Origin of the sequence: Pseudoxanthomonas taiwanensis (assembly GCF_010093135.1) — a bacterium.
GTDB classification, from domain to species: Bacteria; Pseudomonadota; Gammaproteobacteria; order Xanthomonadales; family Xanthomonadaceae; genus Pseudoxanthomonas; species Pseudoxanthomonas taiwanensis.
Map to the genome: position 1 here is coordinate 19,895 of NZ_PDWK01000020.1, position 26,026 is coordinate 45,920.

At 71.7% G+C, this 26,026-nt stretch carries 27 protein-coding genes and 1 pseudogene; 14 read left to right on the forward strand and 14 right to left on the reverse strand.

All coding sequences use genetic code 11. The features are described 5' to 3' along the window. Nucleotides 1-9: 9 nt before the first annotated feature. The 5 genes from ppnN to grxD all read right to left on the reverse strand — a co-directional run bounded on the left by ppnN (nucleotide 10) and on the right by grxD (nucleotide 6,747). A complete protein-coding gene (ppnN, locus tag CR938_RS05630; RefSeq protein WP_162124058.1) occupies nucleotides 10-1,392 on the reverse strand; it encodes a nucleotide 5'-monophosphate nucleosidase PpnN in 1,383 nt (460 codons plus the stop codon). 202 nt (nucleotides 1,393-1,594) lie between these two features. Continuing rightward, complete coding sequence (locus CR938_RS05635) at nucleotides 1,595-4,846, reverse strand: TonB-dependent receptor (protein WP_162124059.1); 3,252 nt, start codon at nucleotides 4,844-4,846, stop codon at nucleotides 1,595-1,597. A gap of 229 nt (nucleotides 4,847-5,075) precedes the next feature. Continuing rightward, nucleotides 5,076-5,672, reverse strand: a complete 597-nt coding sequence (locus tag CR938_RS05640) for a YhgN family NAAT transporter (protein ID WP_162124060.1) — start codon at nucleotides 5,670-5,672, stop codon at nucleotides 5,076-5,078. Beyond that, nucleotides 5,669-6,415 carry an SDR family NAD(P)-dependent oxidoreductase gene (locus tag CR938_RS05645; RefSeq protein WP_162124061.1) on the reverse strand — a complete coding sequence of 249 codons (747 nt, stop codon included), beginning with the start codon at nucleotides 6,413-6,415 and terminating at the stop codon, nucleotides 5,669-5,671. The genes CR938_RS05640 and CR938_RS05645 overlap by 4 nt, the downstream gene beginning before the upstream one ends. Beyond that, nucleotides 6,412-6,747, reverse strand: a complete 336-nt coding sequence (gene grxD / locus CR938_RS05650; RefSeq protein ID WP_162124062.1) for a Grx4 family monothiol glutaredoxin — start codon at nucleotides 6,745-6,747, stop codon at nucleotides 6,412-6,414. The genes CR938_RS05645 and grxD overlap by 4 nt, the downstream gene beginning before the upstream one ends. Nucleotides 6,748-6,851: 104 nt before the next feature. On the opposite strand from grxD, the gene CR938_RS05655 reads away from it, so the two are divergent. Continuing rightward, complete coding sequence (locus tag CR938_RS05655; protein ID WP_162124063.1) at nucleotides 6,852-7,427, forward strand: superoxide dismutase; 576 nt, start codon at nucleotides 6,852-6,854, stop codon at nucleotides 7,425-7,427. Between the two features lie 118 nt (nucleotides 7,428-7,545). Here the strand turns inward: CR938_RS05655 and CR938_RS05660 are convergent, their stop codons facing one another. Together CR938_RS05660 and purE are read right to left on the reverse strand one after the other, a co-directional pair. Further along, complete coding sequence (locus CR938_RS05660; protein WP_162124064.1) at nucleotides 7,546-8,691, reverse strand: 5-(carboxyamino)imidazole ribonucleotide synthase; 1,146 nt, start codon at nucleotides 8,689-8,691, stop codon at nucleotides 7,546-7,548. After that, nucleotides 8,688-9,206 (reverse strand): 5-(carboxyamino)imidazole ribonucleotide mutase, encoded by a 519-nt coding sequence (gene purE / locus CR938_RS05665; RefSeq protein WP_162124065.1) that lies wholly within the window; start codon nucleotides 9,204-9,206, stop codon nucleotides 8,688-8,690. Before purE ends, CR938_RS05660 begins: the two co-directional genes overlap by 4 nt. A 58-nt stretch (nucleotides 9,207-9,264) precedes the next feature. Here purE and CR938_RS05670 point away from each other — a divergent pair, with 58 nt between their 5' ends. From CR938_RS05670 to CR938_RS05685, 4 genes are all read left to right on the forward strand, one after another. Continuing rightward, on the forward strand, nucleotides 9,265-9,534 hold the full coding sequence (locus CR938_RS05670; RefSeq protein WP_162124066.1) for a Trm112 family protein: 270 nt from the start codon (nucleotides 9,265-9,267) through the stop codon (nucleotides 9,532-9,534). 8 nt (nucleotides 9,535-9,542) lie between these two features. Continuing rightward, on the forward strand, nucleotides 9,543-10,412 hold the full coding sequence (gene nadC / locus CR938_RS05675; RefSeq protein ID WP_162124067.1) for a carboxylating nicotinate-nucleotide diphosphorylase: 870 nt from the start codon (nucleotides 9,543-9,545) through the stop codon (nucleotides 10,410-10,412). Between the two features lie 73 nt (nucleotides 10,413-10,485). Further along, nucleotides 10,486-11,424, forward strand: a complete 939-nt coding sequence (locus tag CR938_RS05680; RefSeq protein ID WP_162124068.1) for a DUF2272 domain-containing protein — start codon at nucleotides 10,486-10,488, stop codon at nucleotides 11,422-11,424. Between the two features lie 309 nt (nucleotides 11,425-11,733). Then, entirely contained in the window at nucleotides 11,734-12,072 is a 339-nt protein-coding gene (locus CR938_RS05685) for a DUF3301 domain-containing protein (protein ID WP_162124069.1), read from the forward strand. A 215-nt stretch (nucleotides 12,073-12,287) separates the two neighbouring features. Here CR938_RS05685 and CR938_RS05690 read toward each other — a convergent pair. The 6 genes and pseudogenes from CR938_RS05690 to CR938_RS05715 all read right to left on the reverse strand — a co-directional run. After that, nucleotides 12,288-12,719 (reverse strand): annotated as a pseudogene (locus tag CR938_RS05690) (ClpXP protease specificity-enhancing factor); the annotation flags it as partial. 52 nt (nucleotides 12,720-12,771) lie between these two features. Further along, a complete protein-coding gene (locus CR938_RS05695; RefSeq protein ID WP_162124070.1) occupies nucleotides 12,772-13,407 on the reverse strand; it encodes a glutathione S-transferase N-terminal domain-containing protein in 636 nt (211 codons plus the stop codon). A gap of 165 nt (nucleotides 13,408-13,572) precedes the next feature. Next, nucleotides 13,573-14,316 carry a cytochrome c1 gene (locus CR938_RS05700; protein WP_162124071.1) on the reverse strand — a complete coding sequence of 248 codons (744 nt, stop codon included), beginning with the start codon at nucleotides 14,314-14,316 and terminating at the stop codon, nucleotides 13,573-13,575. Continuing rightward, on the reverse strand, nucleotides 14,309-15,571 hold the full coding sequence (locus tag CR938_RS05705; protein WP_162124072.1) for a cytochrome b: 1,263 nt from the start codon (nucleotides 15,569-15,571) through the stop codon (nucleotides 14,309-14,311). Before CR938_RS05705 ends, CR938_RS05700 begins: the two co-directional genes overlap by 8 nt. 3 nt (nucleotides 15,572-15,574) lie before the next feature. Then, the gene (gene petA / locus CR938_RS05710) at nucleotides 15,575-16,195 is read right to left on the reverse strand and encodes a ubiquinol-cytochrome c reductase iron-sulfur subunit (protein ID WP_162124073.1); all 621 of its coding nucleotides are present in this window, start codon (nucleotides 16,193-16,195) and stop codon (nucleotides 15,575-15,577) included. A gap of 176 nt (nucleotides 16,196-16,371) precedes the next feature. Next, a complete protein-coding gene (locus tag CR938_RS05715; protein WP_162124074.1) occupies nucleotides 16,372-17,280 on the reverse strand; it encodes a lytic transglycosylase domain-containing protein in 909 nt (302 codons plus the stop codon). A gap of 134 nt (nucleotides 17,281-17,414) precedes the next feature. On the opposite strand from CR938_RS05715, the gene miaB reads away from it, so the two are divergent. After that, a complete protein-coding gene (miaB, locus tag CR938_RS05720; protein WP_162124081.1) occupies nucleotides 17,415-18,848 on the forward strand; it encodes a tRNA (N6-isopentenyl adenosine(37)-C2)-methylthiotransferase MiaB in 1,434 nt (477 codons plus the stop codon). Between the two features lie 15 nt (nucleotides 18,849-18,863). Here the strand turns inward: miaB and CR938_RS05725 are convergent, their stop codons facing one another. Beyond that, entirely contained in the window at nucleotides 18,864-19,439 is a 576-nt protein-coding gene (locus CR938_RS05725; RefSeq protein ID WP_246190989.1) for an ArsR/SmtB family transcription factor, read from the reverse strand. Between the two features lie 40 nt (nucleotides 19,440-19,479). Here CR938_RS05725 and CR938_RS05730 point away from each other — a divergent pair, with 40 nt between their 5' ends. The 8 genes from CR938_RS05730 to CR938_RS05765 all read left to right on the forward strand — a co-directional run bounded on the left by CR938_RS05730 (nucleotide 19,480) and on the right by CR938_RS05765 (nucleotide 25,828). Beyond that, nucleotides 19,480-19,971 (forward strand): OsmC family protein, encoded by a 492-nt coding sequence (locus CR938_RS05730; protein ID WP_162124075.1) that lies wholly within the window; start codon nucleotides 19,480-19,482, stop codon nucleotides 19,969-19,971. Beyond that, a complete protein-coding gene (locus CR938_RS05735) occupies nucleotides 19,962-20,372 on the forward strand; it encodes an ACT domain-containing protein (RefSeq protein ID WP_246190990.1) in 411 nt (136 codons plus the stop codon). The genes CR938_RS05730 and CR938_RS05735 overlap by 10 nt, the downstream gene beginning before the upstream one ends. A 123-nt stretch (nucleotides 20,373-20,495) precedes the next feature. Continuing rightward, a complete protein-coding gene (locus CR938_RS05740; protein WP_162124076.1) occupies nucleotides 20,496-21,482 on the forward strand; it encodes a PhoH family protein in 987 nt (328 codons plus the stop codon). Nucleotides 21,483-21,522: 40 nt separating this feature from the next. Further along, complete coding sequence (ybeY, locus tag CR938_RS05745; RefSeq protein WP_162124077.1) at nucleotides 21,523-22,014, forward strand: rRNA maturation RNase YbeY; 492 nt, start codon at nucleotides 21,523-21,525, stop codon at nucleotides 22,012-22,014. A gap of 2 nt (nucleotides 22,015-22,016) precedes the next feature. Continuing rightward, complete coding sequence (locus CR938_RS05750; protein ID WP_425502419.1) at nucleotides 22,017-22,643, forward strand: hypothetical protein; 627 nt, start codon at nucleotides 22,017-22,019, stop codon at nucleotides 22,641-22,643. Nucleotides 22,644-22,687: 44 nt separating this feature from the next. After that, a complete protein-coding gene (locus tag CR938_RS05755) occupies nucleotides 22,688-23,575 on the forward strand; it encodes a CorC family transporter (protein WP_162124078.1) in 888 nt (295 codons plus the stop codon). Beyond that, the gene (locus CR938_RS05760; RefSeq protein ID WP_162124079.1) at nucleotides 23,575-24,786 is read left to right on the forward strand and encodes a lipoprotein N-acyltransferase Lnb domain-containing protein; all 1,212 of its coding nucleotides are present in this window, start codon (nucleotides 23,575-23,577) and stop codon (nucleotides 24,784-24,786) included. The genes CR938_RS05755 and CR938_RS05760 overlap by 1 nt, the downstream gene beginning before the upstream one ends. Nucleotides 24,787-24,832: 46 nt before the next feature. Then, complete coding sequence (locus tag CR938_RS05765) at nucleotides 24,833-25,828, forward strand: magnesium and cobalt transport protein CorA (RefSeq protein WP_162124080.1); 996 nt, start codon at nucleotides 24,833-24,835, stop codon at nucleotides 25,826-25,828. Nucleotides 25,829-26,026: the final 198 nt, after the last annotated feature.

Consider the following 26,026-nt stretch of genomic DNA (forward strand, 5'->3'; position numbering starts at 1 on the left):
CTCCGGCGCTCAGGCCACCACGCGGTAGCAGGGCTTGTACTCGCCGGCGATCTTCATGCGCCGCTGCTCGACGAAGGCGCGCAGCAGCCCGTCCAGGGCCTGCATCATGTCCGCGTCGCCGTGGATCAGGAACGGGCCGTACTGCTCCACCCGGCGCATGCCCTCCTCCTTGACGTTGCCTGCGACGATGCCGGAGAAGGCGCGGCGCAGGTCCGCGGCCAGCGCCGGCGCGGGCCGGCCATGGTGCAGGTCCAGGGCGGCCATGGCCTCGTGGGTGGGCACAAACGGCCGCTGGAACTCCAGGGGGATGTGGATGCCCCAGTTGAAGTAGAACGAATCCTTGGCGGCGATGCGGGCCTCGCGCACCTTGCGGATGCCGGCGTCCATCTTCCTGGCCACCGCCGCCGGGTCGCCGATCACGATCTCGTAGCGGCTGGTGGCGGCCTCGCCCAGGGTCAGGCGCAGGAAGCGGTCGATCTGCTCGAAGTAAGGCGCCGCCATGGTCGGCCCGGTGAGGATCAGCGGGAACGGCAGGCCGGCGTTCTCCTCGCGCAGCAGGATGCCCAGCAGGTACAGGATCTCCTCGGCCGTGCCCACGCCGCCCGGGAACACCACGATGCCGTGCGCCAGGCGCACGAACGCCTCGAGCCGCTTCTCGATGTCCGGCATGATCACCAGCTCGTTGACGATCGGGTTGGGCGACTCGGCGGCGATGATGCCCGGCTCGGTGATGCCGATGTAGCGCGGCCGGCTGCGGCGCTGCTTGGCGTGGGCGATGGTCGCGCCCTTCATCGGGCCCTTCATCGCGCCCGGGCCGCAGCCGGTGCAGATGTCCATCCCGCGCAGGCCCAGCTCGTAGCCGACCTGCTTGCTGTACAGGTACTCCTCGCGCGAGATCGAGTGGCCGCCCCAGCACACCACCAGGTTGGGGTCGCCGGGCTTGAGCACGCGGGCGTTGCGCAACAGGCCGAAGACCGCATCGGTGATCCCCTCGGAGGTCTCCAGGTTGCTGGCGTACTCCGGCCCCAGCTCGATCGCGGTCCAGGCCAGGTCGCGCACCACCGCGAACAGCAGCTCGGCCACGCCGCGGATGATCTCGCCGTCCACGAAGGCCATGCCGGGCGCGTTGAACAGGTCGATGCGCAGGCCGCGGTCCTGCTGGGTGACCTGGATGTCGAAGTGCGGGTACAGGTCGCGCGCCGCCCGCGGATCGTCGCTGGCGCTGCCGCTGGTGAGCACCGCCAGGGCGCAGCGGCGCAGCAGCTCGTGCATGCCGCCGCTGGAGGCGTCGCGCAACCGCGCCACTTCGGTGCGCGAGAGCACGTCCAGGCCGCCGCGCGGGTAGATGCGGGCGTCCTGCACGGGCAGCGTGCTGGTGGCCGAATCGCTCATGTGACTCCAGTGTGTCGTCGGAACCGGTCGGCGACTTTACCCCACCCGGCACGCCCTTGCGCAAACCCGACGCCAGGGGCGCGCCGCGTCCCCCCGAGCGGGTGCGCTTGGCCGGGCGCACCCCCCAAAAGAGGTGGTTCTTCTCCGCACAAAAAGACGGCCGGGTCGCCCCGGCCGTCTTCGCTGCCATTCGCAGTTCCGATCAGAAGCGGTACTTGATGCCCAGCATCACCGACCAGCGCGACACGGCGGTGTTGCCCTTGTCGTTGTTGTTCTCCTGGATCTGCGGCTCCTGGGCCGACCCGGTGAAGTTGTACACGTACTTGCCGGTGGCCGGATCGATGCCCGCATAGCTGGCCACGCGCGAGGTCGCGTTGAAGCCGTAGTCCTCGATGTGGCCCCAGTCCTTGTTCAGCAGGTTGCCCAGGTTCATGATGTCCAGCGTCAGCTCGGTCTTGTGGCCGCGGAACAGGCCCGGCAGCTCCTGGCTGATGCGCACGTCGATGCTGTTGGTCCAACCGGTGCGGAAGCGGTTGGCCGGGGCGATCTGGCCCTTGTAGCGCGCCAGCTCCGGATGCTTGGCCAACCAGTCGAAGAACTGCTGCTCCATCGCCGCGCCGCCGGTCCAGAGCACGTCGCCAGGGCCCGCCGGCACGTAGAACAGGTCGTTGAAGTAGCCGGCGCCGTTGGCGCTGGTCGCGTCGCCGTTGGCGTCGTTGTAGAAGATGTAGCTGTACGGACGACCGCTGCGACCTTCGTAGAACATCGACACGCGGGTCTTGTAGTCGCCGAAGAAGGCCTTCTGCCAGTGCAGCTGGCCGGTGATGCGGTCCTTGATCGCGTAGCGCGAGTCGTAGGCCACGTTCTCGTTGACCGAGAAGATCGGCGTGTTGCCCCAGTTGGAGGTGTTCTGCGAGCTGGTCATCGGGCTGACTTCGGTCGCCTTGGTGTAGGTGTAGAACAGCGACCAGCCCCAGGTATCGAGCAGCGGCTTGTCCAGGCCGAAGGTCAGCTGGGTGCTCTCGCCCTTGTCGGTGTTGCGGATCAGCAATACGTCACCGATGCCGAACGGACGGTTGGCCTTGGTGGCGGCGCCGTTGGTGCCCGGATCGATGCCGTAGCGGCCGACGTTGGCCGGGTTCAGGCCGGCGGGATTCCAGAACAGCGGACGACCGTCCTGGCCGTAGGCGGTCGGGCCGTTGCCGTCGCCGTCGTACAGGTCCAGGCGCTGGATGTACAGGCCATCGTTGACCTTGGTGTACAGGGCCTCGGCCGAGAGCACGATGCCGTGCCACGGCAGTTCGTGGTCGAAGGCCAGGTTGGTCTTCCACACCGACGGCAGCTTCAGGCCCGGCTCGATGATATCCACGTTGGCGCGCGGGCAGTTGGCGCGGGTGGGAACCGGGTTGCAGCCGGGATCGGTGCCGGTGTTGGGGATGTACGGCGGGTTGACGTTCGGGGTGAAGATCGCGCCGGGATTGCTGAGGGTGTACTCGACGTAGTTCAGGCCGGTGTTCTGGTAGGCGCCGGCCAGCCACACGTTGGGCGCGGCGCCGCCGAACAGGCCCACGCCGCCGCGCAGCTGGGTCGGGCGGTCGCTGTCGAAGGTGTAGTTGAAGCCGAAACGCGGCTGCACCAGCTTGTCGTCCGGCACGACGGTGTTGTCGTAGCCGTAGGTCTGCTCGATCAGCGGGTTGTAGAGCTTCTGCTCGCTGTAGTCCGGAATGTCCACGCGCACGCCGAACATCAGGGTCAGGTTGTAGTTGACCGCCCAAGTGTCCTGCAGGAACACGCCGGTGTTCTTCAGGGTGAAGTCGGCGGGCACGTCCGAGTAGCTGCCGCCGTCCGGGCGAGGCGCGCGCACGATGTACTGCGACGGGGTGCCGGCGACGAAGGCGGCCAGATTGTTGAACGTGTAGACGCCGTTGAGATTGCGGCCGTAGAAGTTCATCAGGTCGTTGTCCTGATGGTCGACGCCGAACTTGACGGTGTGGTCGCCCACGTACCAGTTGGCGGCGCCGAACAGGCTAAGCTCCTTGCTTTCCACGATGTTGACGTGGGTGTTCTGCTCGGTGCCCAGCAGGACCGACGAGTTGTTGGTGCCGAAGCCGCGGATCTGGATGTGCGGCAGGTTGGAGTTCGGCGAACGGACCGACGAATAGTCCTTGTAAGAAGCCTTGAACTCGGTCGAGAAGTTGTCGCTCCAGTCGCTGAACAGCTCGGCCATCCAGGTTTCGTAGGTCTTCGGCTGCGCGTACCAGTAGCTGCTCAGCGACACCGTGCTGCTGCCCAGCCCCGGGAAGCGCATCACGCTCTGCTCCATCTTGTTGTAGCGCAGGGCGGCGCGGTGGTCTTCGCTGATGTTCCAGTCGATCTTCAGCGCGTACTCCTCGATCTCGGTCTTGCTGTCGCCGGGCGGGGACAGGGAGCCGGCGTCGAAGCCGTGCGCGTTGGCGGCGGCGATCACGGCGGCGATGTCCGCGTCCGTCACCTGGCCGGCACCGTAGGCGGTGTCGCTGAGGCTGGCGCCCGGCGCGGTGCGGTTGTATTTCTCGTAGTTGGCGAAGAAGAACAGCTTGTCCTTGACGATCGGGCCGCCGAAGGTCGCGCCGTAGGTCTCTTCCTTCTTGAAGCCGTTGAAGACCTGGCCTTCGAGCTTCTCGCGCACCATGTCCTTGTCGCGGTAGGTGTAGTACACCGTGCCGCCGAACTCGTTGGTGCCCGAACGGGTCACGGCGTTGATCACCGCGCCGGTGCCGCCGAAGATGGTGGTGTCGTAGTTGGCCAGGTCGATGTTGATTTCCTGGATGGCGTCCATCGACACCGGCTGGCGCTCGGTCGGGAAGTTGTTCGGCTCAAGGCCGAACGGGTCGCCGGCGCCGATGCCGTCGATGCGGATGGCGTTGTAGCGGGTGTTCTGGCCGCCCGCGGAGATGGCGCCGTCGGCCTTGCTCACCTGGGTGATGCGGGGATCCAGGCGAATGTAGTCCTGCATGTTGCGGTTGGCCGAGGGCAGTGCCTCGATCGCCTGGCGGGTCACGTTGGTGCCCGTGCCCATCTTGGTCGCGCTGAAGATTTCCGAACCGCCGGCGATGCCCGTTGCGGTGACCGTCTCCAGGGTGGCGATGTCGCCGGTCAGCTGGGCGTTGACGGTGTTGACCTGGTTCAGGCCGAGGAAGATGTTGTCCTCGGTGCGGGTGCCCTCGCCAGGCTTGGTGATGGTGATCCGGTAGGGGCCGCCCACGCGCAGGCCGCGTGCGTTGTAGCGGCCGCTGGCATCGGTGGTGGCGCGGCTGACGGTGCCGGACTCGACGTGGACGATGGTCACCTCGGCGCCCGCCACGGGCTGGCCCTCGGCGCTGGTCACCACGCCGGCGACGCCGGCGGAGGTGCTCTGGGCGAAGGCGGGGGCGGCGGCGAGCGCGGCCACCAGACCCAGGGTGAGCTTGGACATCCGGAGTCGACGGTGATCGGTCATGGGAATAGGCCTCTGACGGAGTGAGGATGGGATCGGGAGCGGGCCCTGCGGGCTCGAAGGAGGAAATAGGCGTCCCCGTGCGCCGAGCACGGGGGTTAACACCAGATTAACATGCTAGTGACGGCATATGACGCCGATATGACAAAAATTCATTGCGCTGCAGCAGACCGCCCGACCCACGGCCGCGACTGCCCGCGCGCGTCGCCTACGGGGCGACCTGGCCCAGGTAGGCGGACAGGCCGTCGAGCAGCATCTGCACCGAAAGTGCCACCAGCAGCATGCCCATCAGCCGCTCGACCGCGGTCAGCGCACGCCGGCCCAGCAGCCGGTAGAGGAACGGCGAGGCCAGCAGGATCGCGGCGGTCGCGGCCCAGGCCAGGAACAGCGCCAGGCTCCACTCCCACAGCCGGTCCGGCTCGCGGCTGCCCATCAGCATCACCGCGGCCATGCCCGAGGGGCCGGCCACCAGCGGGATCGCCAGCGGCACGATGAACGGCTCACCGTCCGGGATCTCGCCCATCAGCCCTTCCGGGCGCGGGAAGATCATGCGGATGCCGATCAGGAACAGGACGATGCCGCCGGCGATGGAGACCGACTCCTGGCGCAGGTGCATCAGCTCCAGGGCGTACTTGCCGCACCACAGGAACAGCATCAGCACCACCAGCGCGATCAGCAGCTCGCGCACCAGCACCACGCGCTGGCGCTGCGGCGGCAGCGGCTTGAGCACGCTGAGGAACACCGGGACGTTGCCCAGCGGGTCCAGGATCAGGAACAGCAGCAGCGCTGCCGACATCACGGTCATGGGGCGGGACTCCAGATCCGTCCGCGGTATTCGGCGCCGGCGGCCGACAGCAGGGTGACGCAGGCCCCGGCATAGGCCTCCGGGTCGCGCAGCCGGCCGTCCAGGTCGTCGGCATAGGCCCTGGCGCGCAGCGGGGTGCGCATCGGCCCGGGCTGCAGGCCGGCCACGCGCACGGAGGTGCCGCCCAGCTCGGCGGCCAGCATCCCGACCAGCGCGCGCAGCCCGTGCTGGGCCACGCCGTAGCCGCCCCAGTAGGCCTGCCCCACCCGCTCCGGGTCGTCCACCGCCAGCACCACCGAGGCATCGGGCGCGCGGCGCAGCAGCGGCAGGCAGGCCTGCACCATCCACACCGGCGCGGTCAGGTTGACGTGCACCGCGCGGGCGAAGTCGGCCGGGTCCTGGTGTTCGAGCGGGGTCAGGCCGCGGAACTCGGCCGCGCAGTGCAGCAGCCCGTCCAGCCGGCCGAGACCGTCCTGGATGCGCTGCGCCATCTCGGCGTAGTCGTCCGGCGAGGCCCCCTCCAGGTCCAGCGGGTACAGCAGCGGCTCCGGGCCGGCCTGGGCCACCGCGTCGTAGACCCGGTTCAGCCGCGGCAGGCGGCGGCCGAGCAGCACCAGGGTCGCGCCGGCGGCGGCGCAGGCGCGCGCGGCGGCCGAACCCAGGCCGCCGTGGGCACCGCTGACCAGGACCACGCGCCCGGCCAGCGGCTGCGGGGCCAGCGAAGGAAGACCGACCAGGCTCACTGCTGCGACTGCTGCTGCGACTGGGCCTCGGCCACCATGCGCTGCAGCTCACCGGACTCCAGCAGCTCCAGGGTGATCTCGCAGCCGCCGATCAGCTCCCCGTGCAGGAACAGCTGCGGGAAGGTCGGCCAGTTGGAATAGCGCGGCAGGTTGGCGCGCACCTCGGGGTCCTCGAGCACGTTGACGGTGTGCAGGTTCTGGGCGCCGGCCGCGCGCAGCGCCTGCACGGCGCGCGCCGACCAGCCGCACATCGGCCATTCCGGAGTGCCCTTCATGAACAGCACGATCGGATGGCTCTCGACCTCGACCTGGATGCGCTCGATGACCGCCATTGCCCTCTCCCTGGACGGCGGGCCAGGCCGCGCCGTCGGCTACACTGAAGTTGCAATTGTAATCCCTGCACGCCGCCGGCGCCGCCGCCCCACCCCGAGGACCGATGGCCATCGCCCTGCCCGAGCTGCCCTACGCCCGCACCGCCCTGGAGCCGCACCTGTCGGCGGCCACCCTGGAGGCCCACCTGGCCCACCACCGGGCCTGTGTGGAGGCGGTGAACCGGCTGCTGGAGGGCACGGGGCTGGAGGAACTGCCGCTGGAGGACGTGGTCCGGCGGGCCCGCGGACGGCTGTTCGAGCAGGCCGCGCAGGCCTGGAACCACGGCTTCTACTGGTCCTGCCTGTCCCCGCGCGGCGGCGGCGAACCGGTCGGCGAGCTGGCCGCCCTGCGGATCCGGCGGGGGGGCGGCTTCGGTCACTCCCGCGAGGAATTCAACCGCCTGGCCCTGGGTCTGGCCGGGTCCGGCTGGGCCTGGCTGGTGCAGCGCCCGGACGGGTCGCTGGGCCTGACCGCAGGTCCCGGCGCGGCCACCCCGCTGACCGGCGCCGACGTGCCGCTGCTGGCCTGCGACCTGTGGGAACACGCCTGGTGGCTGGACCGCCACGACGACCGCGCCCGCTACCTGGAAGCCTTCTGGCAGGTGGTGGACTGGAAGGCGGCCAACGCCCGCCTGCGCTGAGCCGGCCGCGGCATACGGCCCCGCACACCGGCCAGCGGGCATGCCCCCCCGCAATTCCCCCGCATTCCCGCTCCGGCGTGGCGGTCGAACGCCGGCCGGGTCGCCGCGTGCGCGGCGCCTACAGGGCGCGCAGGGCGGCCACCGCCGGGGCGACCTGCTCCGTGCGGTCCAGCGCCTGGCCGACCCGCTCCAGGGCCGCGGCCAGGGCCTGCGCATCGTCGGCGCGCAGGGTGGCATGGCCGACCTTGCGCCCGGCGCGGGCCTGCTTGCCGTAGTCGTGCCAGTGCCCGCCGGCCTCGGCCAGCACCGGGACGGCCCCGGGCATCTGCCCGACCCAGTTGAGCATGCAGGCATGGCCGCGCATGGCGGTGGAGCCCAGCGGCAGGCCCAGCACCGCGCGCAGGTGGTTCTCGAATTGCGAGGTCTCGGCGCCCTCGATGGTCCAGTGCCCGGAGTTGTGCACGCGCGGGGCCATCTCGTTGGCCAGCAGCCGGCCGTCGCGGTGGAACAGCTCCAGCGCGAAGACGCCCACGTAGTCCAGGTGCCCGGCCAGGCGCCGGGCATGGGCCACCGCGGCCTCGGCCAGGGCCGCGTCCACCGGCGCCGGGGCCAGGCTGGCCGAGAGCACCCCGTCCACGTGCCAGTTGCAGGTCACCGGCCAGGCGCGGAACCCGCCGTCGCGGCCGCGCACGGCCACCACGCTGATCTCGCCGTCGAACGGCACGAAAGCCTCCAGGATCAGGCCGACCGTGCCAGCCTGCGCGCCCAGCGCCGCCCAAGCGGCGTCGGCGTCGCCACGCTGGCGGATGCGGAACTGGCCCTTGCCGTCGTAGCCCAGGCGGCGGGTCTTGAGGATGCACGGCACCCCGACCTCGTCCAGCGCACGCTCCAGCCCTTCGCGGCTGTCCACCGCGGCGAAGGCCGGCACCGGGATGCCCAGCTCGCGGAACAGGCGCTTCTCGGCCAGGCGGTCCTGGGCCACGGCCAGCGCGCGCGGGTCCGGGTACACCGGCACCCGCTCGGCCAGCCGCTGCGCGGCCTCGGCCGGCACGTTCTCGAAGTCGAAGGTGGCCACGTCCACTTCGGCGGCGAAGGCCTCCAGCGCGGCCGGGTCGGCGAACCCGCCCACCTGCAGCGGTGCGACCTGGCCGGCGCAGGCGTCCGCGGCCGGATCCAGCACCAGGAAACGCAGCCCCAGCGGGGCGCCGGCCAGCGCCAGCATGCGGGCGAGCTGCCCGCCTCCGAGGATGCCGACCGTGGTCATGCCGGCAGCCGCGGATCGTCGTGGGCCAGCACGTCCTCGGTCTGGCGGCGGCGGAACCCGTCCAGGGCCTGGCCGATGGCCGGGAACTCGCGGGCCAGCATGGCCGCGGCGAACAGGGCGGCGTTGGCCGCGCCGGCATTGCCGATGGCGAAGGTCGCCACGGGCACGCCCGCCGGCATCTGCACGATGGACAGCAGCGAATCCAGGCCGTTCAGGGCGCGGCTCTGCACCGGCACGCCCAGCACCGGCACCGCGGTCTTGGAGGCGAGCATGCCCGGCAGGTGCGCGGCGCCGCCGGCGCCGGCGATGATCGCGCGCAGGCCGCGTTCGCGGGCGCTGGCGGCGTACTCGAACAGCACGTCGGGGGTGCGGTGCGCGGAAACCACGCGGACCTCGTGGGGCACGCCCAGGGCCTCGAGCTTCTGCGCGGCGTGCTGCATCGTCTCCCAGTCGGAGCGCGATCCCATGACGATGCCGACCAGGGGGGCGGCAGTGGAATTTTGCTGGGCTGGCATGGCCGTTCTCGGTGGCAAGGCCGTATTCTAGCCGTCTTCCCACCTCCACGACCGGTACATGGACCGCAAGCTGCTCGACCTGCTGTGCTCCCCCGACACCCGCCAGCCCCTGGCGCTGCTGGAGCCGCGTGGCCTGGAGGCGTTGAACCGGGCCATCGCCGCCGGCCAGGTGGTGCGCGGCGACGGCACCCCGCAGCGCGAACCGCTGCGCGAGGCCCTGGTCACCCGCGACCGCCGCCACGTCTACCGCGTGGACGACGGCATCCCGGTGCTGCTGGTCGAGGAGGCCCTGGCCACCGACCAGGTACCGGACTTCCCCTCGGCCTGAGCCCGGCGGTGGACGCGTCCCTGGCCCCGCCTCCGCCGGAGGCCGTGCTGGCCGACGTGCGCCGCGCCCTGGACGAGGACCTGGGCGGAGGCGACGTCACCGCCGCGCTGCTGCCGGACGTGCCCGAAAGCGCCCGCCTGCTGTGCAAGGAGGAGGCGGTGGTGGCCGGGCGGCCCTGGTTCGACGCCTGCCACCGCCTGCTCGACCCGCAGGTGGCGATCGACTGGCGCGTGCGCGAGGGCCAGCGCGTGGCCGCCGGCACCGTGCTGGCCGTGCTGCACGGCCGCAGCCGCAGCCTGGTCAGCGCCGAACGCACCGCGCTGAACTTCATGCAGACCCTGTGCGGCACCGCCACCGCCACGGCCGCCTTCGTCGCGGCCGTGCGCGGCACCGGCGCCACCATCCTCGACACCCGCAAGACCCTGCCCGGCCTGCGCCTGGCGCAGAAGTACGCGGTGCGCGCCGGCGGCGGCGCCAACCACCGCCTGGGCCTGTACGACGCGGTGATGCTCAAGGAGAACCACGTGCGCGTGGCCGGCTCGGTGGCCGCGGCGATCGCCGCCGCGCGCGCCGCGCGGCCGTCGCTGCCGCTGATCGTCGAGGTCGAGACCCTGGACCAGCTGCGCGAGGCGCTGGCCGCCGGTTGCGACCGCGTCCTGCTGGACGACTTCGCCGCCGCAGGCCGGCGCGAGGCGGTGCGCATCGCCCGCCAGGCCGCCGCCGGCGGCCGCCGCATCCCGCTGGAGGTGTCCGGCAGCGTGGACCTGGCCGGGGTGCGCGCCATCGCCGAGGACGGGGTTGACTTCATCTCCATCGGCGCCCTGACCAAGCACGTGCGCGCCATCGACCTGTCGATGAAGCTCGGCCCCGCGCCCTGAGCGCGGCGCTGCGCTCACGCCGGCTGGACCGGCGCCCGGCCATGCTGGACCGGATCCCCGGGGGAGAAGCCGCATGCGCCGGACCGTCGCCGCCCTGCTCCTGCTGTGCGCCGCTGCCGCCGCCCGCGCCGCGCCTGCCGCGGTGGAACCGTGCGAGCTGCCGCCCCGCTACGGGCTGACCGAACTGGCCGTGCGGATCGTGCGCACGGCCTGCCAGGAGCACCGGCTGTGGCTGCAGCCCTTCATCGAGGCCGACGGCCGCCTGGCCGCGCTGGCGGTGACCGAGGCCGAACGCGCGCACCTGGACGACGGCAGCACCCAGGCCTGGCAGCGCGGGGCTCGGTACTGGCGGGGGAGCGGCACGCTGGCGGCCATGGCCGACCCGCCCGGCGCCTCCGCCTGCATGGCCCCGTACGGCCAGGCCGCCGAGAACGACTGCCGTGCCTTCGTCGTGGACCAGCCCTGGTCGGCCGCGTTCGTCTCCTGGGTGATGCTGCGCGCCGGCGTGCCGGGCTTCGCCGCCTCGCCCCGGCACCTGGACTACGTCGCCCACGCCTGGCGCGACCCGGCCAGCCCGTATCTCTACGCCGACCCGTGGACCACACGCCCCGCGCCCGGCGACCTGCTGTGCTTCCTGCGCGGCGCCGACGCCGGCCGCGGCGCGGACGGGCTGCGCCAGGCGCTGGCCGGACAGACGCCCGGCGCGGTGCGCTCGCACTGCGAGATCGTCGTCGCCGCCAATCCCGGCGGCGACCGCACCCTGTACCTGGTCGGCGGCAACGTCCTCAACGCGGTGACCCTGCGCAAGCTGCCGCTGGATCCCGCCGGGCACCTGGACGCCGCCGCCCTGGGCCGCACCGGCACGCCCCCGCCGGCCGGGGAGGCCGCCCCCCCGCCCGCCGGCAGGGAGGACGCCGGCGCGGGCCCGGCGTGCAGCCCGGGCAATCCTGCCGCGGGCAGCTTCAACCGCCGCGACTGGGCGGTGCTGCTCCAGCTCAGGCTCGACCTGTAGGCGCCGCGTCAGCGGCGACGCGAGGCCGTCCGGCCGGACGCGTGGCCAATCCTGCGTGGCGGTTGGACGCCGGCTTCGGATACGCCGGCCGGGCCGCTTGCGCGGTTCCTGCAGGATGCGGCGTGCCCCCCTTGCAAGCGCGTCGGCGGCGACCCGGCCGGCACGTCCGGAGCCGGCGCCCGGCCACCGCACCGGAACGGCCATGCCGATGCACGGCCGGCATCGCCCCGGTCACCCCTGGCGCGGGCCACCCGTACCCGGCGCGGCCGGGGCGTGATGGACCGCCGGCGGTTCGGCTACATTGCGCGCATGCCGAGCCTGATCCTGCTGATGATCGCCGGCGCCGCGGTGTTCGCCTTCTGGAACGCGGCCCGTGCCGCCGCCGAACGCGCCGAAGTGCTGGGCCGCGACGCCTGCGCCGCCGCCGGCGTGCAGTGGCTGGACCAGAGCGTGCACGCCACCGGCGTGCGCCTGTACCGCCGCGAGGACGGCTGGCTGGGTCTGGAGCGCGGCTTCCGCTTCGACTACTCGTACGACGGCACCGATCGCCACAGCGGCCGCATGGTCCTGCGCGGGGACCGTCTGGTGGAATTCGTCGGCCCGTCGGCCGGCGCGCGCGTGCTGCCCTTCACGTCGCGGCAGGACTGAAGCCGGCCGGGCCGCCGCGCGGTTTCTGCAGGAGCCGCGCCAGCGGCGACGCGACGGGGCATCCGGTCGCCGCGGATGCGCCCGTGCCAGGGCACCCGACAATCACACCGCCCTGATGCCACCGCCCGTCGTCTTGCCCGCACGGTTGAACGCCAGCCGGGTCGCCGCTGGCGCGGCATCGCATGGGTACCCGGCGACCGGCGCGTGGCGGGGCACTTCACCACGCGCAGGTGCGGGCGCCTGGGCGCGGACGGCTCGGCGGGGCCGTCGCCCGGGCCCTGCGGACCGGGGCCGTCGTCCTCCGGCGGCGGCAGCCCGGTTTCCTCCGGCAGGACCATGCCCTTCCCGGTCTCGCGGGCGTACACCGCCAGCACCGCGCTGACCGGCACCTGCACCGGCTGGCTCACGCCGCCGAAGCGCGCGGTGAAGGAGATCCAGGTGTTGTCGATGCGCAGGCCGACCACGGCGCGGTCGGAGATGTTGAGCACCACCCGGCCGTCGCGCACCGCGCTGGCCGGCACCTGCACGCCCGGCACGCCCGCATCCACCAGGATGTGCGGGGTCATGCCGTTGTCGTTGATCCACTCGGTCAGCGCCCGCAGCAGGTACGGGCGGTAACTGGTCATGCGCGGAACGTCGTCGGTCATGGTCACAGTCTACGCCGACACGGCCCGCGCCGCCCCGGAAGGACGCCGGCCGTCAGGCCGGCAGGTCGCGCAGTTTCTTTTCCTGTTCGGTCAGGCTGCGGACGAAGCCCGGGTTGCGGAAGATCCGGTTGCCGTAGTCCTCGATGGCCTTGCCGTCCTTGGGCAACGGCACGTCCAGCGCCTGCAGGCGCCAGATGATCGGTGCCATGGCGCAGTCGGCCAGGCTCATCTCGGGGTTGAGGAAGAACTTGCTGGCCTTGAACAGCGGCAGCGCCTCGGTCAGCAGCTCGCGCAGGCGCTTGCGGCCGGCCTCGGCCTGCTGCTTGTTGCCCAGCTGGATCGCCTGCACCTGCGGCACCCAGTCGTGCTCGATGCGCAGCATCGCCAGGCGCAGCCGCGCGCGCGACAGCGGATCCACCGGCATCAGCGGCGGATGCGGGTAGCGCTCGTCCAGGTACTCGCTCACCACGGAGGCGGCGTACAGCACCAGCTCGCGCTCGACCAGGGTCGGCACCGAGTGGTACGGGTTGAGGTGGATCAGGTCCTCGGGCGGGTTCTGCGCATCCACCGGGACCAGGTCGTAGGTCACGCCCTTGGCCGCAAGGACCAGGCGTACGCGATGACAAAGGACGTCATCGACGGAGGAAAACAACGTCAGGGTATTGCGCATGCGCACGCTCACTGCCATCTAGGCCTCCGACGGCCGGAATCCGCCGGCCGACTGCCGCCGCCGGCCCCTCGCCGACGGTCGTCACGGTTCCCGAGTGTGCAGGGCCACGCCGGAAAAGCGCAAGGCCATGCAGGCCCTTTTCCGCGCACCGGGGAGGTGCGCGGAAAAGGCACGCGCTTCTCCTTACTCCACGTCCTTCCAGTATTCCTGCTTGAGCAGGTAGGCGAGGAAGGTCAGCAGGACCAGGAACAGGATCACCCACACGCCGATCGCCTGGCGCTTCAGCGCGGCCGGCTCACCCGCATACTCGAGGAAATTGGTGATGTCGCGCACGGCCTGGTCGAACTGCTCGGCCGACAGGCGGCCGGGGCTGGTGACCACCAGGCGCTCCGGATGCCGCTCGCCCGTCTCGTCCGGCTCGCCGAACTCGGCGTGCTGCAGGCCCTGCAGCTCCCACAGCGGGTTGGGCATGGACACGTTGGGGAACAGCATGTTGTTCCAGCCCAGCGGACGCGACTCGTCCAGGTAGAACGACTTGAGGTAGGTGTACAGCCAGTCGGTGCCGCGCACACGCGCGATCAGGGTCAGGTCCGGCGGCATCTTGCCGAACCACTTCTCGCCGTCGGCTTCGGTCAGCGCGACCTGGATGTGCTCGCCGTGCTTGGCGCCGGTGAAGTTCAGGTTGGCGGTGACCTGCTCCTCGGTCAGCCCCAGGTCCTCGGCCATGCGCGAGTAGCGCAGGTACTTCAGCGAGTGGCAGCCCGAGCAGTAGTTCATGTACAGGGCCGCGCCGCGCTGCAGCGAGGCCTTGTCGTTGAGGTCGTTGCCGGCCTGCAGCAGCTGGCCGCCGGAAGCGGCCAGCGCGGCGGCGGAGAACAGGAGCCCGGTGGCGGCCGCGGCCAGCAGTGCAATCCACTTCTTAGTCATGCGTCGTCACCCGTTCCGGCACCGGCTTGGTCTTGTCGATCTTGGTCCAGATCGGCATGGTCAGGAAGAAGAGGAAGTAGTAGGCGGTCAGGAACCGGCCGATGATGGTCTCGACCGGGTCGGTGCCGGGGCCGGCGCCGATCTTGCCCAGCCACACGAAGCTGAAGCCGAACAGCAGCAGCAGCACCTTCGACAGCACGCCGCGGTAACGGTACGACTTGACCTTGGCGCGGTCCAGCCACGGCACGAGGAACAGGATCATGATCGCGCCGAACATCACCAGCACGCCGCCGAGCTTGTTCGGGACCACGCGCAGCATCGCGTAGTACGGCGTGTAGTACCACACCGGCTTGATGTGCTCCGGCGTGACCAGCTTGTTGGCCTCGGTGAAGTTGTCGTGCTCGAGGAACCAGCCGCCGAAGGCCGGGGCGTAGAAGATGATGAAGGCCGCCACCAGCAGCATCGCGCACACGTAGAAGGTGTCCTTCACCGTGTAGTACGGGTGGAACGGCACGCCGTCGGCCGGGGCGTTGGGCGACCAGCGGTTGCCCTTCGGACCCTTCTTGATCTCGACGCCGTCCGGGTTGTTCGAGCCGACCTCGTGCAGCGCGAAGATGTGCAGCACGACCAGCAGCAGCAGCACCAGCGGCAGCGCGATCACGTGCAGGGCGAAGAAGCGGTTGAGGGTGGCGTCGGAGGGCAGGTAGTCGCCCATGATCCACTCGGTCAGACCGTTGCCGATGACCGGGATGGCGCCGAACAGCGAGATGATCACCTTGGCGCCCCAGAACGACATCTGCCCCCAGGGCAGCACGTAGCCCATGAAGGCCTCGGCCATCAGCACCAGGTAGATCAGCATGCCGACGATCCACACCAGCTCGCGCGGCTTGCGGTACGAGCCGTACATCAGGCCGCGGAACATGTGCAGGTAGACCACGATGAAGAACAGGGAGGCACCGGTGCTGTGCATGTACCGGATCAGCCAGCCCCACTCCACGTCGCGCATGATGTACTCGACCGAGGCGAAGGCTTCCGCCGCGCTGGTCTTGTAGTGCATCGTCAGGAAGATGCCGGTCACCAGCTGGTTGACCAGCACCACCAGCGAGAGCACGCCGAAGATGTACCAGATGTTGAAGTTCTTCGGCGCGTAGTACTCGCTCATGTGCTTGCGGTACACGGGCATGAAGCCCGGCGCGCGCTCGTTGAACCAGGCCCACACGCCGTTGGCGGCGCGGCTGAGGATGTTCTTAGCCATGGCTTAGGCGGCCCCCTCCGGATCGACGCCGATGACGATGGTGTTGTCGTCGGCGTAGTGGTGCGGCGGAACGACCAGGTTGCTCGGCGCCGGCACGCCCTGGAACACGCGGCCGGCCATGTCGAACCGGGACTTGTGGCAGGGGCAGAAATAGCCGCCCTTCCACTCCGGGTCGTACGGCTCGGGCTTGATCTCGGCGGCCATCTCCGGCGAGCAGCCCAGGTGGGTGCACAGGCCGACCAGCACGGAGATCTCGGGCCTGAGCGAGCGCAGCTTCGGGTTGGCCTTGCGCACGTACTCCGGCTGCTGGTCCGCGTTCTCGGAGTCCGGGTCGCGCAGCCGCGAATCCAGCGTCGGCAGGGCGTCGAGCACCGCCTTGGAGCGCTTGACGATCCAGATCGGCTGGCCGCGCCATTCCAGGATCAGGCGCTGGCCCTCCTGCAGCCCGCTGATGTCCGCCACCACCGGCGCACCGGCGAGCTTGGCGCGGGCGCTCGGGTTCCAGGACTTGATGAAAGGAACCGCTGCGAAACCGGCCCCGACCGCGCCCACCACTGCCGTGGTGGCCGTCAGGAACCGGCGTCGGCCCGTGTTCACAGGCGCTTTGACCTCATCGTTGGCCATCCGGCACTCCGAAAATCTTCTGCTTGGTCGCGTTGGCTGCCTCCGGGACGGGCCCCGCCACCGGGGCGGTACCCCCTCCGCAAAAGACAGGGAAGTGTAACGGAACGCTAAACAGGGGGACAATGGAGGTTGCCCCGACCCCTTGCCTGCCCGTGGCCAGCCGCATGGCGCCGCCCCTACCGCGACGCCAGCACGCCGCGGTAGCGCTCGGCCAGCACGGCCACACGCTGCACGAAGCGCTGGGTCTCACTGTAGGGCGGCACGCCCCGGTAGCGGTCCACCGCCCCCTCGCCGGCGTTGTAGCCGGCCGCCGCCAGGGTCAGGTCGCCGTTGTAGCGCTGCAGCAGCCAGGCCAGGTACTGCACGCCACCCCGGATGTTGGCCGCCGGGTCGAAGCTGTCGGCCACGCCGAAGCGGCGCGCCGTGGCCGGCATCAGCTGCATCAGGCCCTGGGCGCCGGCGCTGGAGACGGCCAGCGGGTTGAACGCCGACTCGGCATGGATGATGGCCCGCACCACCGCCTCCTCGACCCCGAACTCGCGCGCCGCGGCGGCGATCTCGGCCTGGTAGGCGGTGGTGTTGAGCTTGACCGTGGCGAAGTTCACGCCCGGGCGCACGGCGCAGGCGTAGCAGGTCTCGATGAAGCTGTAGGCCACGGTGCGCAGATCGTGCGCACCCGAACCGCGGGCCGGCGGCCGGCTGCTGAAGTGCCGTACCCCATCCTTTACATAGGAGTAGACCTGGCCGCTGACCCGGCGCCGCGGCGGCGCGGCGGTGGCCGCGGCCGGCTGCTGCGGCACGTAGGCGGCCGGGACCGCAGCGGGCGCGGCGCCCGCGGACGCCGGCGCGGCGGACGCCGGGGCCGACGCCGGGGCCGACGCCGGGCGCGATGCCGGGGCGCGGCGGTCCGGGACGAAGCGGGTGGCGACCCGGCACTGGCTGCCGGGGACGCGCCTGTCGACGTAGGCGGCCACGCCGTCGGCGCCGACGCAGCGGTAAAGGGTGCCCGCCCGGGCCGGCGCGGCGGCGGCCAGCGCGGCCAGTGCGATCACGGCGAGCCCCAGCGTCCCCGTCATCCCCTTCATGGGCGCCGAGTCTCCCAGCTTCACGCCCTCTTGCCAAGCCCGAACGGCCGCCCAACGGCCGTTCCGCCCCGGGAAAACCGCCACCCGGCTACACTATGCGGCCCCGCCCGCCTGGAATAACCGCCATGACCGGGATGACCGCCACGCCGGACGCCCGTCCGGACGCCGCCATCGCGCCCGAAGCCACCACTCCCGCCCTGGTGCCCCTGCCCGGCGCCGGCCCGCGCGTGCCCGGCACGCCCCGCGGCAAGCTGTTCATCAAGACCCACGGCTGCCAGATGAACGAGTACGACTCGGCCCGCATGGCCGACGTGCTGGCCGAGCAGGAGGGCCTGGAGCTGACCGACGACCCGGAGCAGGCCGACGTCATCCTGATCAACACCTGCTCCATCCGCGAGAAGGCGCAGGAGAAGGTGTTCAGCCAGCTGGGGCGCTGGAAGGGCCTGAAGAACCGCGGTCGCGAGGTCATCATCGGCGTGGGCGGCTGCGTGGCCTCCCAGGAGGGCGAGGCCATCATCCGCCGCGCCCCGTACGTGGACCTGGTGTTCGGCCCGCAGACCCTGCACCGCCTGCCGGAGCTGATCCGCGCCCGCCGCGAGCAGAACCGCCCGCAGGTGGACATCTCCTTCCCGGAGATCGAGAAGTTCGACCGCCTGCCCGAGCCGCGCGCCGAGGGCCCCACCGCCTTCGTCTCGATCATGGAGGGCTGCTCCAAGTACTGCAGCTTCTGCGTGGTGCCCTACACCCGCGGCACCGAGGTCAGCCGCCCGTTCGAGGACGTGCTGGTGGAGGTCATGCAACTGGCCGCCCAGGGCGTGCGCGAGATCAACCTGCTGGGCCAGAACGTCAACGCCTACCGCGGCCCGATGGGCGACGGCGAGGTCGCCGACCTTGCCCTGCTGATCCGCACCATCGCCCAGATCGAGGGCATCGGCCGCATCCGCTTCACCACTTCGCACCCGGTGGAGTTCTCCGATGCGCTGGTGGAGGCCTACCGGGACGTACCGCAGCTGGCCAACTACCTGCACCTGCCGGTGCAGTCCGGCAGCGACCGCGTGCTCAGCGCGATGAAGCGCGGCTACACCGCACTGGAATACAAGCAGAAGATCCGCAGGCTGCGCGCGGTGCGTCCGGACATCTCGATCAGCTCGGACTTCATCGTCGGCTTCCCCGGCGAAACCGACGCCGACTTCGAGAAGACCATGAAGCTGATCGAGGAGGTCGGCTTCGACCAGAGCTTCTCCTTCATCTACTCGCGCCGCCCCGGCACCCCGGCGGCCGACCTGGCCGACGACACCCCGGACGAGGTCAAGCACGCGCGCCTGGAGCGCCTGCAGGCGGCGATCAATGCCAACGCCGCGCGCATTTCCCGGGCCATGGTCGGCACGGTGCAGAAGGTGCTGGTGGAAGGCCCGTCCAGGAAGGATCCCAACGAGCTGACCGGCCGCACCGAAAACATGCGCCCAGTGAACTTCCCCGGCCATCCGCGCCTGGTGGGCCAGTTCGTGGACGTGCGCATCACCGAGGCGCTGAGCAACTCCCTGCGCGGCGAGGTCGTGGTCGCCTGAAGGCGGCCCCCCGCCTCAGCGCAGCCCGGTAAGCAGGCGCTCGCCGCGCGCGCCCACCCGCAGCGCGCGCGAATCGGGCATGCGCCGCGCCCAGCCGCGTTCGAGCAGCAGGCGCAGCAGCGCCGCGCCGAGGGCGCCGGCCAGGTGGTCGCGGCGCTCGCTCCAGTCCAGGCAGGTCCGGCACAGCGGCCGGCGCGCGGCGCGCGCGCCGTCCAGGTCCAGGCCCGCCTGGCGGCACCACGCCTCGCCGGACGCGCTCAGCACCAGGCCGTCCGGTCCGGCCAGGTGGCCGTGCGCGCGCATCGCCTCCAGCCAGGCCACCGCCAGGCTGCCGGCCAGGTGGTCGTAGCAGGTGCGCGCGCGGCGCAGGGCCGGATCCACCGGGCCGGCTCGGCGCCCGCGCAGCGCCGGGTGGGTGCTGGCGGTGGAAGGCGAAACCCCGCCGTCCAGCGCCAGCTCCCCGGCGGTACGCGCCTGCCCGCCCATCAGCATCGCCAGCATGCGGCTGCGCGCCGGATCACCCAGTGCCGCCGCCACCCGTGCCAGTTCGCTGTCCACGCCCATGGTTCGATCCCCGTCGAAGCGTGCCATGCCCCCCGCATCCTAGCCTCCCCGGGCGGAGGACACCGACATGGCCACCGACACCCACCACTACCTGGCCGAGCTGCGCTGGACCGGCAACCGCGGCACCGGCACCGCCGGCTACCACGCCTACGGGCGCGACCACGAGATCCACGTCGCCGGCAAGCCGGTGCTGCACGGCAGCGCCGACCCCGCCTTCCGCGGCGACCCGGCGCGGCACACCCCCGAGGACCTGTTCCTGGCCGCGGCGGCGGCCTGCCACATGCTGTTCTACCTGGCCCTGTGCGCACGCGAGGGCATCCGGGTGCTGGCCTACCGCGCCCAGGCCGAGGGCGGGCTGGAGGCCGGTCCCGCCGGCGGCCGCTTCCGCGGCATCCGCCTGCACCCGCAGGTGGTCCTGGCCCCCGGCAGCGACCCGCAGCGCGCGGCCGCCCTGCACGCGACCGCCCATGCGCGCTGTTTCATCGCCAATTCCTGCAGCGTGCCGATCACATGCGAACCGTCGTCCACCGTCGCCACGGAGCCGCCGGCATGGACATGAAGGACGTGGAAATCCTGCTCGGGGACCGCCCCGGGGCGCTGGCGCGCATGGCCGGCGCCCTGGGCCGGGCCGGGATCAGCATCGAGGGCGGCGGCGCCTGGTGCTTCGGCGGCCGGGCGGTCGCGCATTTCCTGTTCGACGCCGCCGCCCCGGTGGCGCAGGTACTGCGCGCCGAGGGCATCACCGTGCTGGCCGAGCAGCCGGTGGTCACCCTGCGCCTGGACCAGGCCCGCCCCGGGCAGCTGGGCGCGGCCGCGGCGGCGATGGCGGCGGCCGGGGTCAACCTGCGGGTGCAGTACAGCGACCACGACCACCGGCTGGTGCTGGTGGCCGACGACCCGGCCACGGCGGCGCGGGTGGCCGCGGAGTGGATGCGCCGCCGGCCCGGCCACCCGGGCTGAGGCCCGGCCGGGCGTCGGCGTCGCCGGGGCGTCGACTGGCCCGCGCGCCCCCCGCGCGCTACCCTTTCCTGCCCGTTCCCGAACGGCGCCCGCACGCCCCCGCGTGCAGGCAGCGCCCCGCCGATGACCTCCAAGACCCAGCGCGACTTCACCCTCGAGCCCGCCGACAGCGAGCGGCTGGCCAACCTCGCCGGCCCCTTCGACGAACACCTGCGCCAGATCGAACTGCGCCTGGGCGTGGAGATCGCCAACCGCGGCAACGTGTTCCGGGTCACCGGCCCGCGCCGCGCCGCCGAGCGGGCCGAACGCCTGCTGCAGGCCCTGTACGAGGAGGCCGGGCAGACCGTGTTCGACGCCCATGCCATCCACCTGCGCCTGAACGAGGCCAACGTGGACCAGGCCGTGGCGGCCGAGTACCAGCCGCAGGAGGTCACCGTGAAGGTGCGCCGCGGCACCATCCGCGGCCGTGGCGCCAACCAGCAGAAGTATCTGCACGCCATCGCCACCCACGACATCAACTTCGGCATCGGCCCGGCCGGCACCGGCAAGACCTTCCTCGCCGTGGCCATGGCGGTGGACGCGCTCAACGAGTCGCGGGTGCAGCGCCTGGTGCTGGTGCGCCCGGCGGTGGAGGCCGGCGAGAAGCTCGGCTTCCTGCCCGGCGACCTGGCGCAGAAGGTGGACCCCTACCTGCGCCCGCTGTACGACGCCCTGTACGAGATGCTGGGCGTGGAGAAGGTGGTCAAGCTGCTGGAGAAGAACGTTATCGAGATCGCGCCGCTGGCCTACATGCGCGGCCGCACCCTCAACGACGCCTTCGTGATCCTGGACGAGGCGCAGAACACCACCATCGAGCAGATGAAGATGTTCCTGACCCGCCTGGGCTTCGGCTCCACCGCGGTGGTCACCGGCGACATGACCCAGATCGACCTGCCGCGGCACGTGAAGTCGGGCCTGAAGGACGCCATCGATGTGCTGCGCGGGGTGGAGGGCGTCAGCTTCACCTTCTTCGAGGCCAGGGACGTGGTCCGCCACCCGCTGGTGGCGCGCATCGTCGACGCCTACGACCGCCGGGACGCCCAGGACCGGCTGACCGGACCGGCCGCATGAACACGCATTCCGCGCACCCGTACCGCCACGGAGGCCGCGCATGACCCGCGGTCCGGTCCGCCTGGACGTGGCGGTCAGCTACGGCCTCCCCCGCCGCGGCGTGCCGGCCGCGGCGAGCTTCCGCAAGTGGGTGGCCGCGGCCCTGGCCGGGCGCATCCGCGAGGCCGACCTGGCCATCCGCATCGTGGACGAGAAGGAGGGCCGCGCCCTCAACCGCCACTACCGCGGCAAGGACTACGCCACCAACGTGCTCAGCTTCCCGGCCGAGCTGCCCGAGGGCCTGCCCAAGGGTGTGAAGTTCCCCCTGCTGGGCGACCTGGTGATCTGCGCGCCGGTGGTGGCACGCGAGGCGCGCGAGCAGGGCAAGCCGCTGGCGGCGCACTACGCCCACCTGACCGTGCACGGCACCCTGCACCTGCTGGGCTGGGACCACGAGGACGACAAGGAGGCCGAGGCCATGGAACAGCTGGAGCGGCAGATCCTCGCCACCCTCGGCCTGCCCGACCCCTACGCCGCCGAGCGGGATGCCTGAGCGTGCGCGGCGGCCGACCGTTCCGCCCCGTGGCCGCCGTGCTGGCGCTCGCCGCCGGCCTGGCCCGGGCTTCGCCACCGGAGGCGCAGGCCGCGCCGGAGCTGGCCGACCTGATCGAGTGCCGCGCCTCCTACGCGGACATGCTGGCCCTGCTGCCGGTGGCGGAGGACCCGCTGCAGGCGGTGGCGCGCGGCTGGCAGCCGCTGCCGCAGGCCAACCCGTTCATGGTCGAGTTCCGCCTGCTGGCGCCGATCACCGTGTTCGGCCACAGCACCGACCACATCGCCCTGGCCGGGCCCGGGGTGCTGGCGGTGCTGGACCTGCCCGATCCGCGCCCGCTGGCCCGCCAGCTGGAGCTGGAGGCCGGCATCGACACGCCGGAGAAGGCCATGTTCGGCCGCGAGGTGCGTGCCGTGGAGGTGCCCGGTCCGGACGGGACGCCGTGGATCGAATCGGCGGTGCTGGGCGCGTCCAACGTGGCCTCGCATCCCGGCAAGACCCTGGCCGGCTGCAGCTACGGCCTGGAGCCGGCCGAGCCCGGCGAGGACGGGGAAGACGGGGACCCGGCCGGCACGCCGCCGACCCAGGCCTCCGCCCTGCCCTCGCCCGCGCCCGCCGTTCCGCGATAGACTGCCGGCAACGCCGGGAGGCCCCGGCGCCCGCTTTTCCTGTGATGTCCGAAGACGACAGTAGCAGCCCCCACCATTCCTCCGAGCCGCACGAACGGCGGCGCAGCTGGCTGGAGCGCCTGAGCGCGGCCTTCTCCAGCGAACCCGACACCCGCGAAGACCTGGTCGCCATCCTGCGCGATGCCCAGGGCAACGGCCTGATCGACGCAGACACCCTGCGCATGATGGAGGGCGCGCTCTCGGTGTCCGAGCTCACCGTGGGCGACGTCATGGTGTCCCGCTCGCAGATGGTCTCGCTGCCGGCCGACGCCAGCCTGCTGGAGCTGATGAAGCAGGTGGTCCAGTCCGGGCATTCGCGCTTCCCCGTGCACGGCGAGAACCGTGACGAGATCCTGGGCATCCTCCTGGCCAAGGACCTGCTGCGCGGGGTGGTGGCCGACAACGGTCCGGCCAGCATCCACGCCCTGCTGCGACCGGCCGTGCTGATCCCCGAGTCGAAGAAGCTGAACGTCCTGCTCAAGGAGTTCCGCCTCTCGCGCAACCACATGGCCATCGTGGTGGACGAGTACGGCGGCGTGGCCGGCCTGATCACCATCGAGGACGTGCTGGAGCAGATCGTCGGCGAGATCGACGACGAGCACGACGAGGCCCATGACGACAGCGCCCTGATCGCGGTGCAGGCCGACGGCCAGTACGTGGTCGACGCGCTGACCCCGATCGAGGACTTCAACCGCCGCTTCGGTGCCGACTTCCCGGACGACGAGTACGACACCATCGGCGGCCTGGTCACCGAGGCGATCGGCCACCTGCCCGAGGTCGGCGAGGAGCTGACCCTGGACCGCTTCGCCTTCCGCGTGATCCGCGCCGATGCCCGCCGCGTGCGCGCCTTCCAGGTGGGCGTGCTGGCGCCCCAGCCGGAGGACGCGGACTGATGCCGCTCGCGGCCCCGGCGGCGCACGCGCCGCTCCGGCCGCTGTCCCGGGCGGCCGCACTGCTGCTGGGACTGCTGCTGCCGCTGCTGGCGGCGGCCGCGCCGGCGCCGCGCATCGGCGTGGTCACGATGGCGCCGGGCGAGGTGTTCTTCGAACGCTTCGGCCACGACGCCATCGTCGTCTACGAGCCGGACACCGGCCGGGCCACCTCGTACAACTTCGGCTTCTTCGTCCCGGAGGAGCCGGACTTCGTCGCCCGCTTCGTGCGCGGGGAGATGATGTACTACCGGGTCGCCCGGCCCCTGGCCGAGGACCTGGAGCAGTACCGCCGCTCCGGGCGCGGCGTGCGCCTGCAGTGGCTGGACCTGGAACCGGAGCAGGCGCGCCATCTGGCCGCGGCCCTGGCCGAGCGCGCGCGCCCGGAGAACGCCCGCTACCGCTACGACTACTTCACCGCCAACTGCGCCACCCAGGTGCGCGACGCCCTGGACGAGGCGCTGGGCGGCGCGCTGCGCTCGCAGCTGTCCGGCCGCTCGCGCGGCAACACCTACCGCAGCGAGGCGGTGCGCCTGGCGCGGCCGGCGCCGTGGATGTGGCTGGGCTTCGACCTGGGCCTGGGGCCGTACGCCGACCGCCCGCTGTCGCGCTGGGAGGAGGCCTTCGTACCCATGCGCCTGGCCGAGAGCCTGCGCGAGGCGCGCAACAGCCAGGGCCGTCCGCTGGTGCTGGCCGAGGAGGAGCTGCTGCCGCACCGCATCGCACCCGAGCCCGGGGAGCGGCCACGCCGCGTGTGGCCGTGGCTGCTGGCCGGCCTGGCCGGCGCCGCCGCGGTACTGGCGCTGCGCCGGCGTCCGCGCCTGCTGGCCGCCGCCGCGCTGCCGCTGTGGCTGGTCTGCAGCCTGGCCGGCGCGCTGATGCTGTACCTGTGGGGGTTCACCGCGCACGAGGCCGGCTGGGCCAACCGCAACCTGTTCCTGCTCGATCCGCTGTGCCTGCTGCTGCTGCCCGGTGCGGTGGCGCTGCTGCGCGGCCGCGCGCCGGGCCGGCTGTTCGGCACCGTGCTCTGGGCGGTGGCCGCGCTGGCCGCGCTGGGCTGGGGCCTGCAGTGGCTGGCGCGGACGCCGCAGTACAACCTGCCCTGGATCGCCCTGCTGCTGCCACTGCACGCGGCACTGGCCCTGGCGCTGGGCCGCCGCCGCGCCGCGGCCTGAGCCCGCCGGCTTGCCCGCGGCCCTGGCCCCGGCGCAGGATGCCGGCATGGACACCGCGCCCGCCTGCGTGATCGCCTGCGCCTGGTACGCCCCCGACGGCGGGCGCCAGGACCTGCCCATCGAGCATCTGAGCGAGGCCCTGGCGGAGAACCGCCCGGGCTTCGCCTGGATCGGCCTGTACGAGCCACCGGCACAGGTGCTGGAAACGCTGCGCCAGGAGCTGGGCCTGCACGAGCTGGCCATCGAGGACGCGATGAACGCGCACCAGCGGCCCAAGCTGGAGGCCTACGGCGACGTGCTGTTCGTGGTGGCGCACACCGCGCAGATGGTGGACGGGAAGATCCGCTACGGCGAGACCCACCTGTTCCTCGGCCCGCGCTTCCTGCTGACCATCCGCCACGGCGCCTCGTTGTCCTACGCGGCGGTGCGCACGCGCCTGGAGCGCGAGCCGCACCTGCTGCGCCAGGGGCCCGCCATGGCCCTGTACGCGGTGCTGGACTTCATCGTGGACAACTACGCGCCGATCGTGGACGAGCACCGCGACACCCTGCAGGAGCTGGAGCGCGACATCTTCTCGGCCACCTACCGCCGCGCCATCGTCATGCGCCTGTACGACCTCAAGCGCGACCTGACCTACATGCGTGTGGCCGTGGCCCCGCTGCAGGACGTGCTGGCGCAGCTGCTACGCGCCCAGGGCATGGCCGGGCAGCTGCTGGGCGAGGACGTGCGCATCTACCTGCGCGACGTCCACGACCACGTGGTCCGGGTCAACGACGCCATCGACAGCCTGCGCGACATGCTCGGCACCGCGCTGAGCGTGAACCTGTCGCTGGTGACCCTGGCCCAGGGTGAGACGGTCAAGCGCCTGGGCGCGTGGGCCGCGCTGTTGGCCGCGCCCACCCTGGTCACCAGCTGGTACGGCATGAACTTCCGCCACATGCCGGAGCTGGAGCCGCGCTGGGCCTATCCGCTGCTCATTGGCGCCGTGGCCGTGGTCTGCGGCGTGCTGTACCGGCTGTTCAAGCGCGCCCGCTGGCTCTAGGGCCTGTTAACACTACGTGCTAACATACTGCGCATGGAACTTACGCCTGCGCAATTCGCGCGTATCGAGGATCCTGATTAGCCCCGACCCTCAGCCGCCAGTCGCAGGATGTGCGTCGCCCACCGCCGAGCATACGGCCACCTGAAGGCGACGAGGTGGCGTCATGAGCATCAATTCCGTGCAGTTCCAGGCTGGCCT

What these genes read in the sequence shown, in the direction of transcription:
- CR938_RS05695 (WP_162124070.1), bottom strand. Translation starts at nt 13,407, where the DNA reads ATGGCAGTGAGCGTGCGCATGCGCAATACCCTGACGTTGTTTTCCTCC.
- CR938_RS05680 (WP_162124068.1), top strand. Translation starts at nt 10,486, where the DNA reads ATGCGCCGGACCGTCGCCGCCCTGCTCCTGCTGTGCGCCGCTGCCGCC.
- CR938_RS05715 (WP_162124074.1), bottom strand. Translation starts at nt 17,280, where the DNA reads ATGAAGGGGATGACGGGGACGCTGGGGCTCGCCGTGATCGCACTGGCC.
- CR938_RS05765 (WP_162124080.1), top strand. Translation starts at nt 24,833, where the DNA reads ATGGACACCGCGCCCGCCTGCGTGATCGCCTGCGCCTGGTACGCCCCC.
- petA (WP_162124073.1), bottom strand. Translation starts at nt 16,195, where the DNA reads ATGGCCAACGATGAGGTCAAAGCGCCTGTGAACACGGGCCGACGCCGG.
- CR938_RS05735 (WP_246190990.1), top strand. Translation starts at nt 19,962, where the DNA reads ATGGACATGAAGGACGTGGAAATCCTGCTCGGGGACCGCCCCGGGGCG.
- purE (WP_162124065.1), bottom strand. Translation starts at nt 9,206, where the DNA reads ATGCCAGCCCAGCAAAATTCCACTGCCGCCCCCCTGGTCGGCATCGTC.
- CR938_RS05670 (WP_162124066.1), top strand. Translation starts at nt 9,265, where the DNA reads ATGGACCGCAAGCTGCTCGACCTGCTGTGCTCCCCCGACACCCGCCAG.
- CR938_RS05685 (WP_162124069.1), top strand. Translation starts at nt 11,734, where the DNA reads ATGCCGAGCCTGATCCTGCTGATGATCGCCGGCGCCGCGGTGTTCGCC.
- CR938_RS05725 (WP_246190989.1), bottom strand. Translation starts at nt 19,439, where the DNA reads ATGGCACGCTTCGACGGGGATCGAACCATGGGCGTGGACAGCGAACTG.
- ppnN (WP_162124058.1), bottom strand. Translation starts at nt 1,392, where the DNA reads ATGAGCGATTCGGCCACCAGCACGCTGCCCGTGCAGGACGCCCGCATC.
- CR938_RS05730 (WP_162124075.1), top strand. Translation starts at nt 19,480, where the DNA reads ATGGCCACCGACACCCACCACTACCTGGCCGAGCTGCGCTGGACCGGC.
- miaB (WP_162124081.1), top strand. Translation starts at nt 17,415, where the DNA reads ATGACCGCCACGCCGGACGCCCGTCCGGACGCCGCCATCGCGCCCGAA.
- CR938_RS05740 (WP_162124076.1), top strand. Translation starts at nt 20,496, where the DNA reads ATGACCTCCAAGACCCAGCGCGACTTCACCCTCGAGCCCGCCGACAGC.
- ybeY (WP_162124077.1), top strand. Translation starts at nt 21,523, where the DNA reads ATGACCCGCGGTCCGGTCCGCCTGGACGTGGCGGTCAGCTACGGCCTC.
- CR938_RS05655 (WP_162124063.1), top strand. Translation starts at nt 6,852, where the DNA reads ATGGCCATCGCCCTGCCCGAGCTGCCCTACGCCCGCACCGCCCTGGAG.
- CR938_RS05755 (WP_162124078.1), top strand. Translation starts at nt 22,688, where the DNA reads ATGTCCGAAGACGACAGTAGCAGCCCCCACCATTCCTCCGAGCCGCAC.
- CR938_RS05705 (WP_162124072.1), bottom strand. Translation starts at nt 15,571, where the DNA reads ATGGCTAAGAACATCCTCAGCCGCGCCGCCAACGGCGTGTGGGCCTGG.
- CR938_RS05635 (WP_162124059.1), bottom strand. Translation starts at nt 4,846, where the DNA reads ATGTCCAAGCTCACCCTGGGTCTGGTGGCCGCGCTCGCCGCCGCCCCC.
- grxD (WP_162124062.1), bottom strand. Translation starts at nt 6,747, where the DNA reads ATGGCGGTCATCGAGCGCATCCAGGTCGAGGTCGAGAGCCATCCGATC.
- CR938_RS05700 (WP_162124071.1), bottom strand. Translation starts at nt 14,316, where the DNA reads ATGACTAAGAAGTGGATTGCACTGCTGGCCGCGGCCGCCACCGGGCTC.
- CR938_RS05640 (WP_162124060.1), bottom strand. Translation starts at nt 5,672, where the DNA reads ATGACCGTGATGTCGGCAGCGCTGCTGCTGTTCCTGATCCTGGACCCG.
- CR938_RS05660 (WP_162124064.1), bottom strand. Translation starts at nt 8,691, where the DNA reads ATGACCACGGTCGGCATCCTCGGAGGCGGGCAGCTCGCCCGCATGCTG.
- CR938_RS05760 (WP_162124079.1), top strand. Translation starts at nt 23,575, where the DNA reads ATGCCGCTCGCGGCCCCGGCGGCGCACGCGCCGCTCCGGCCGCTGTCC.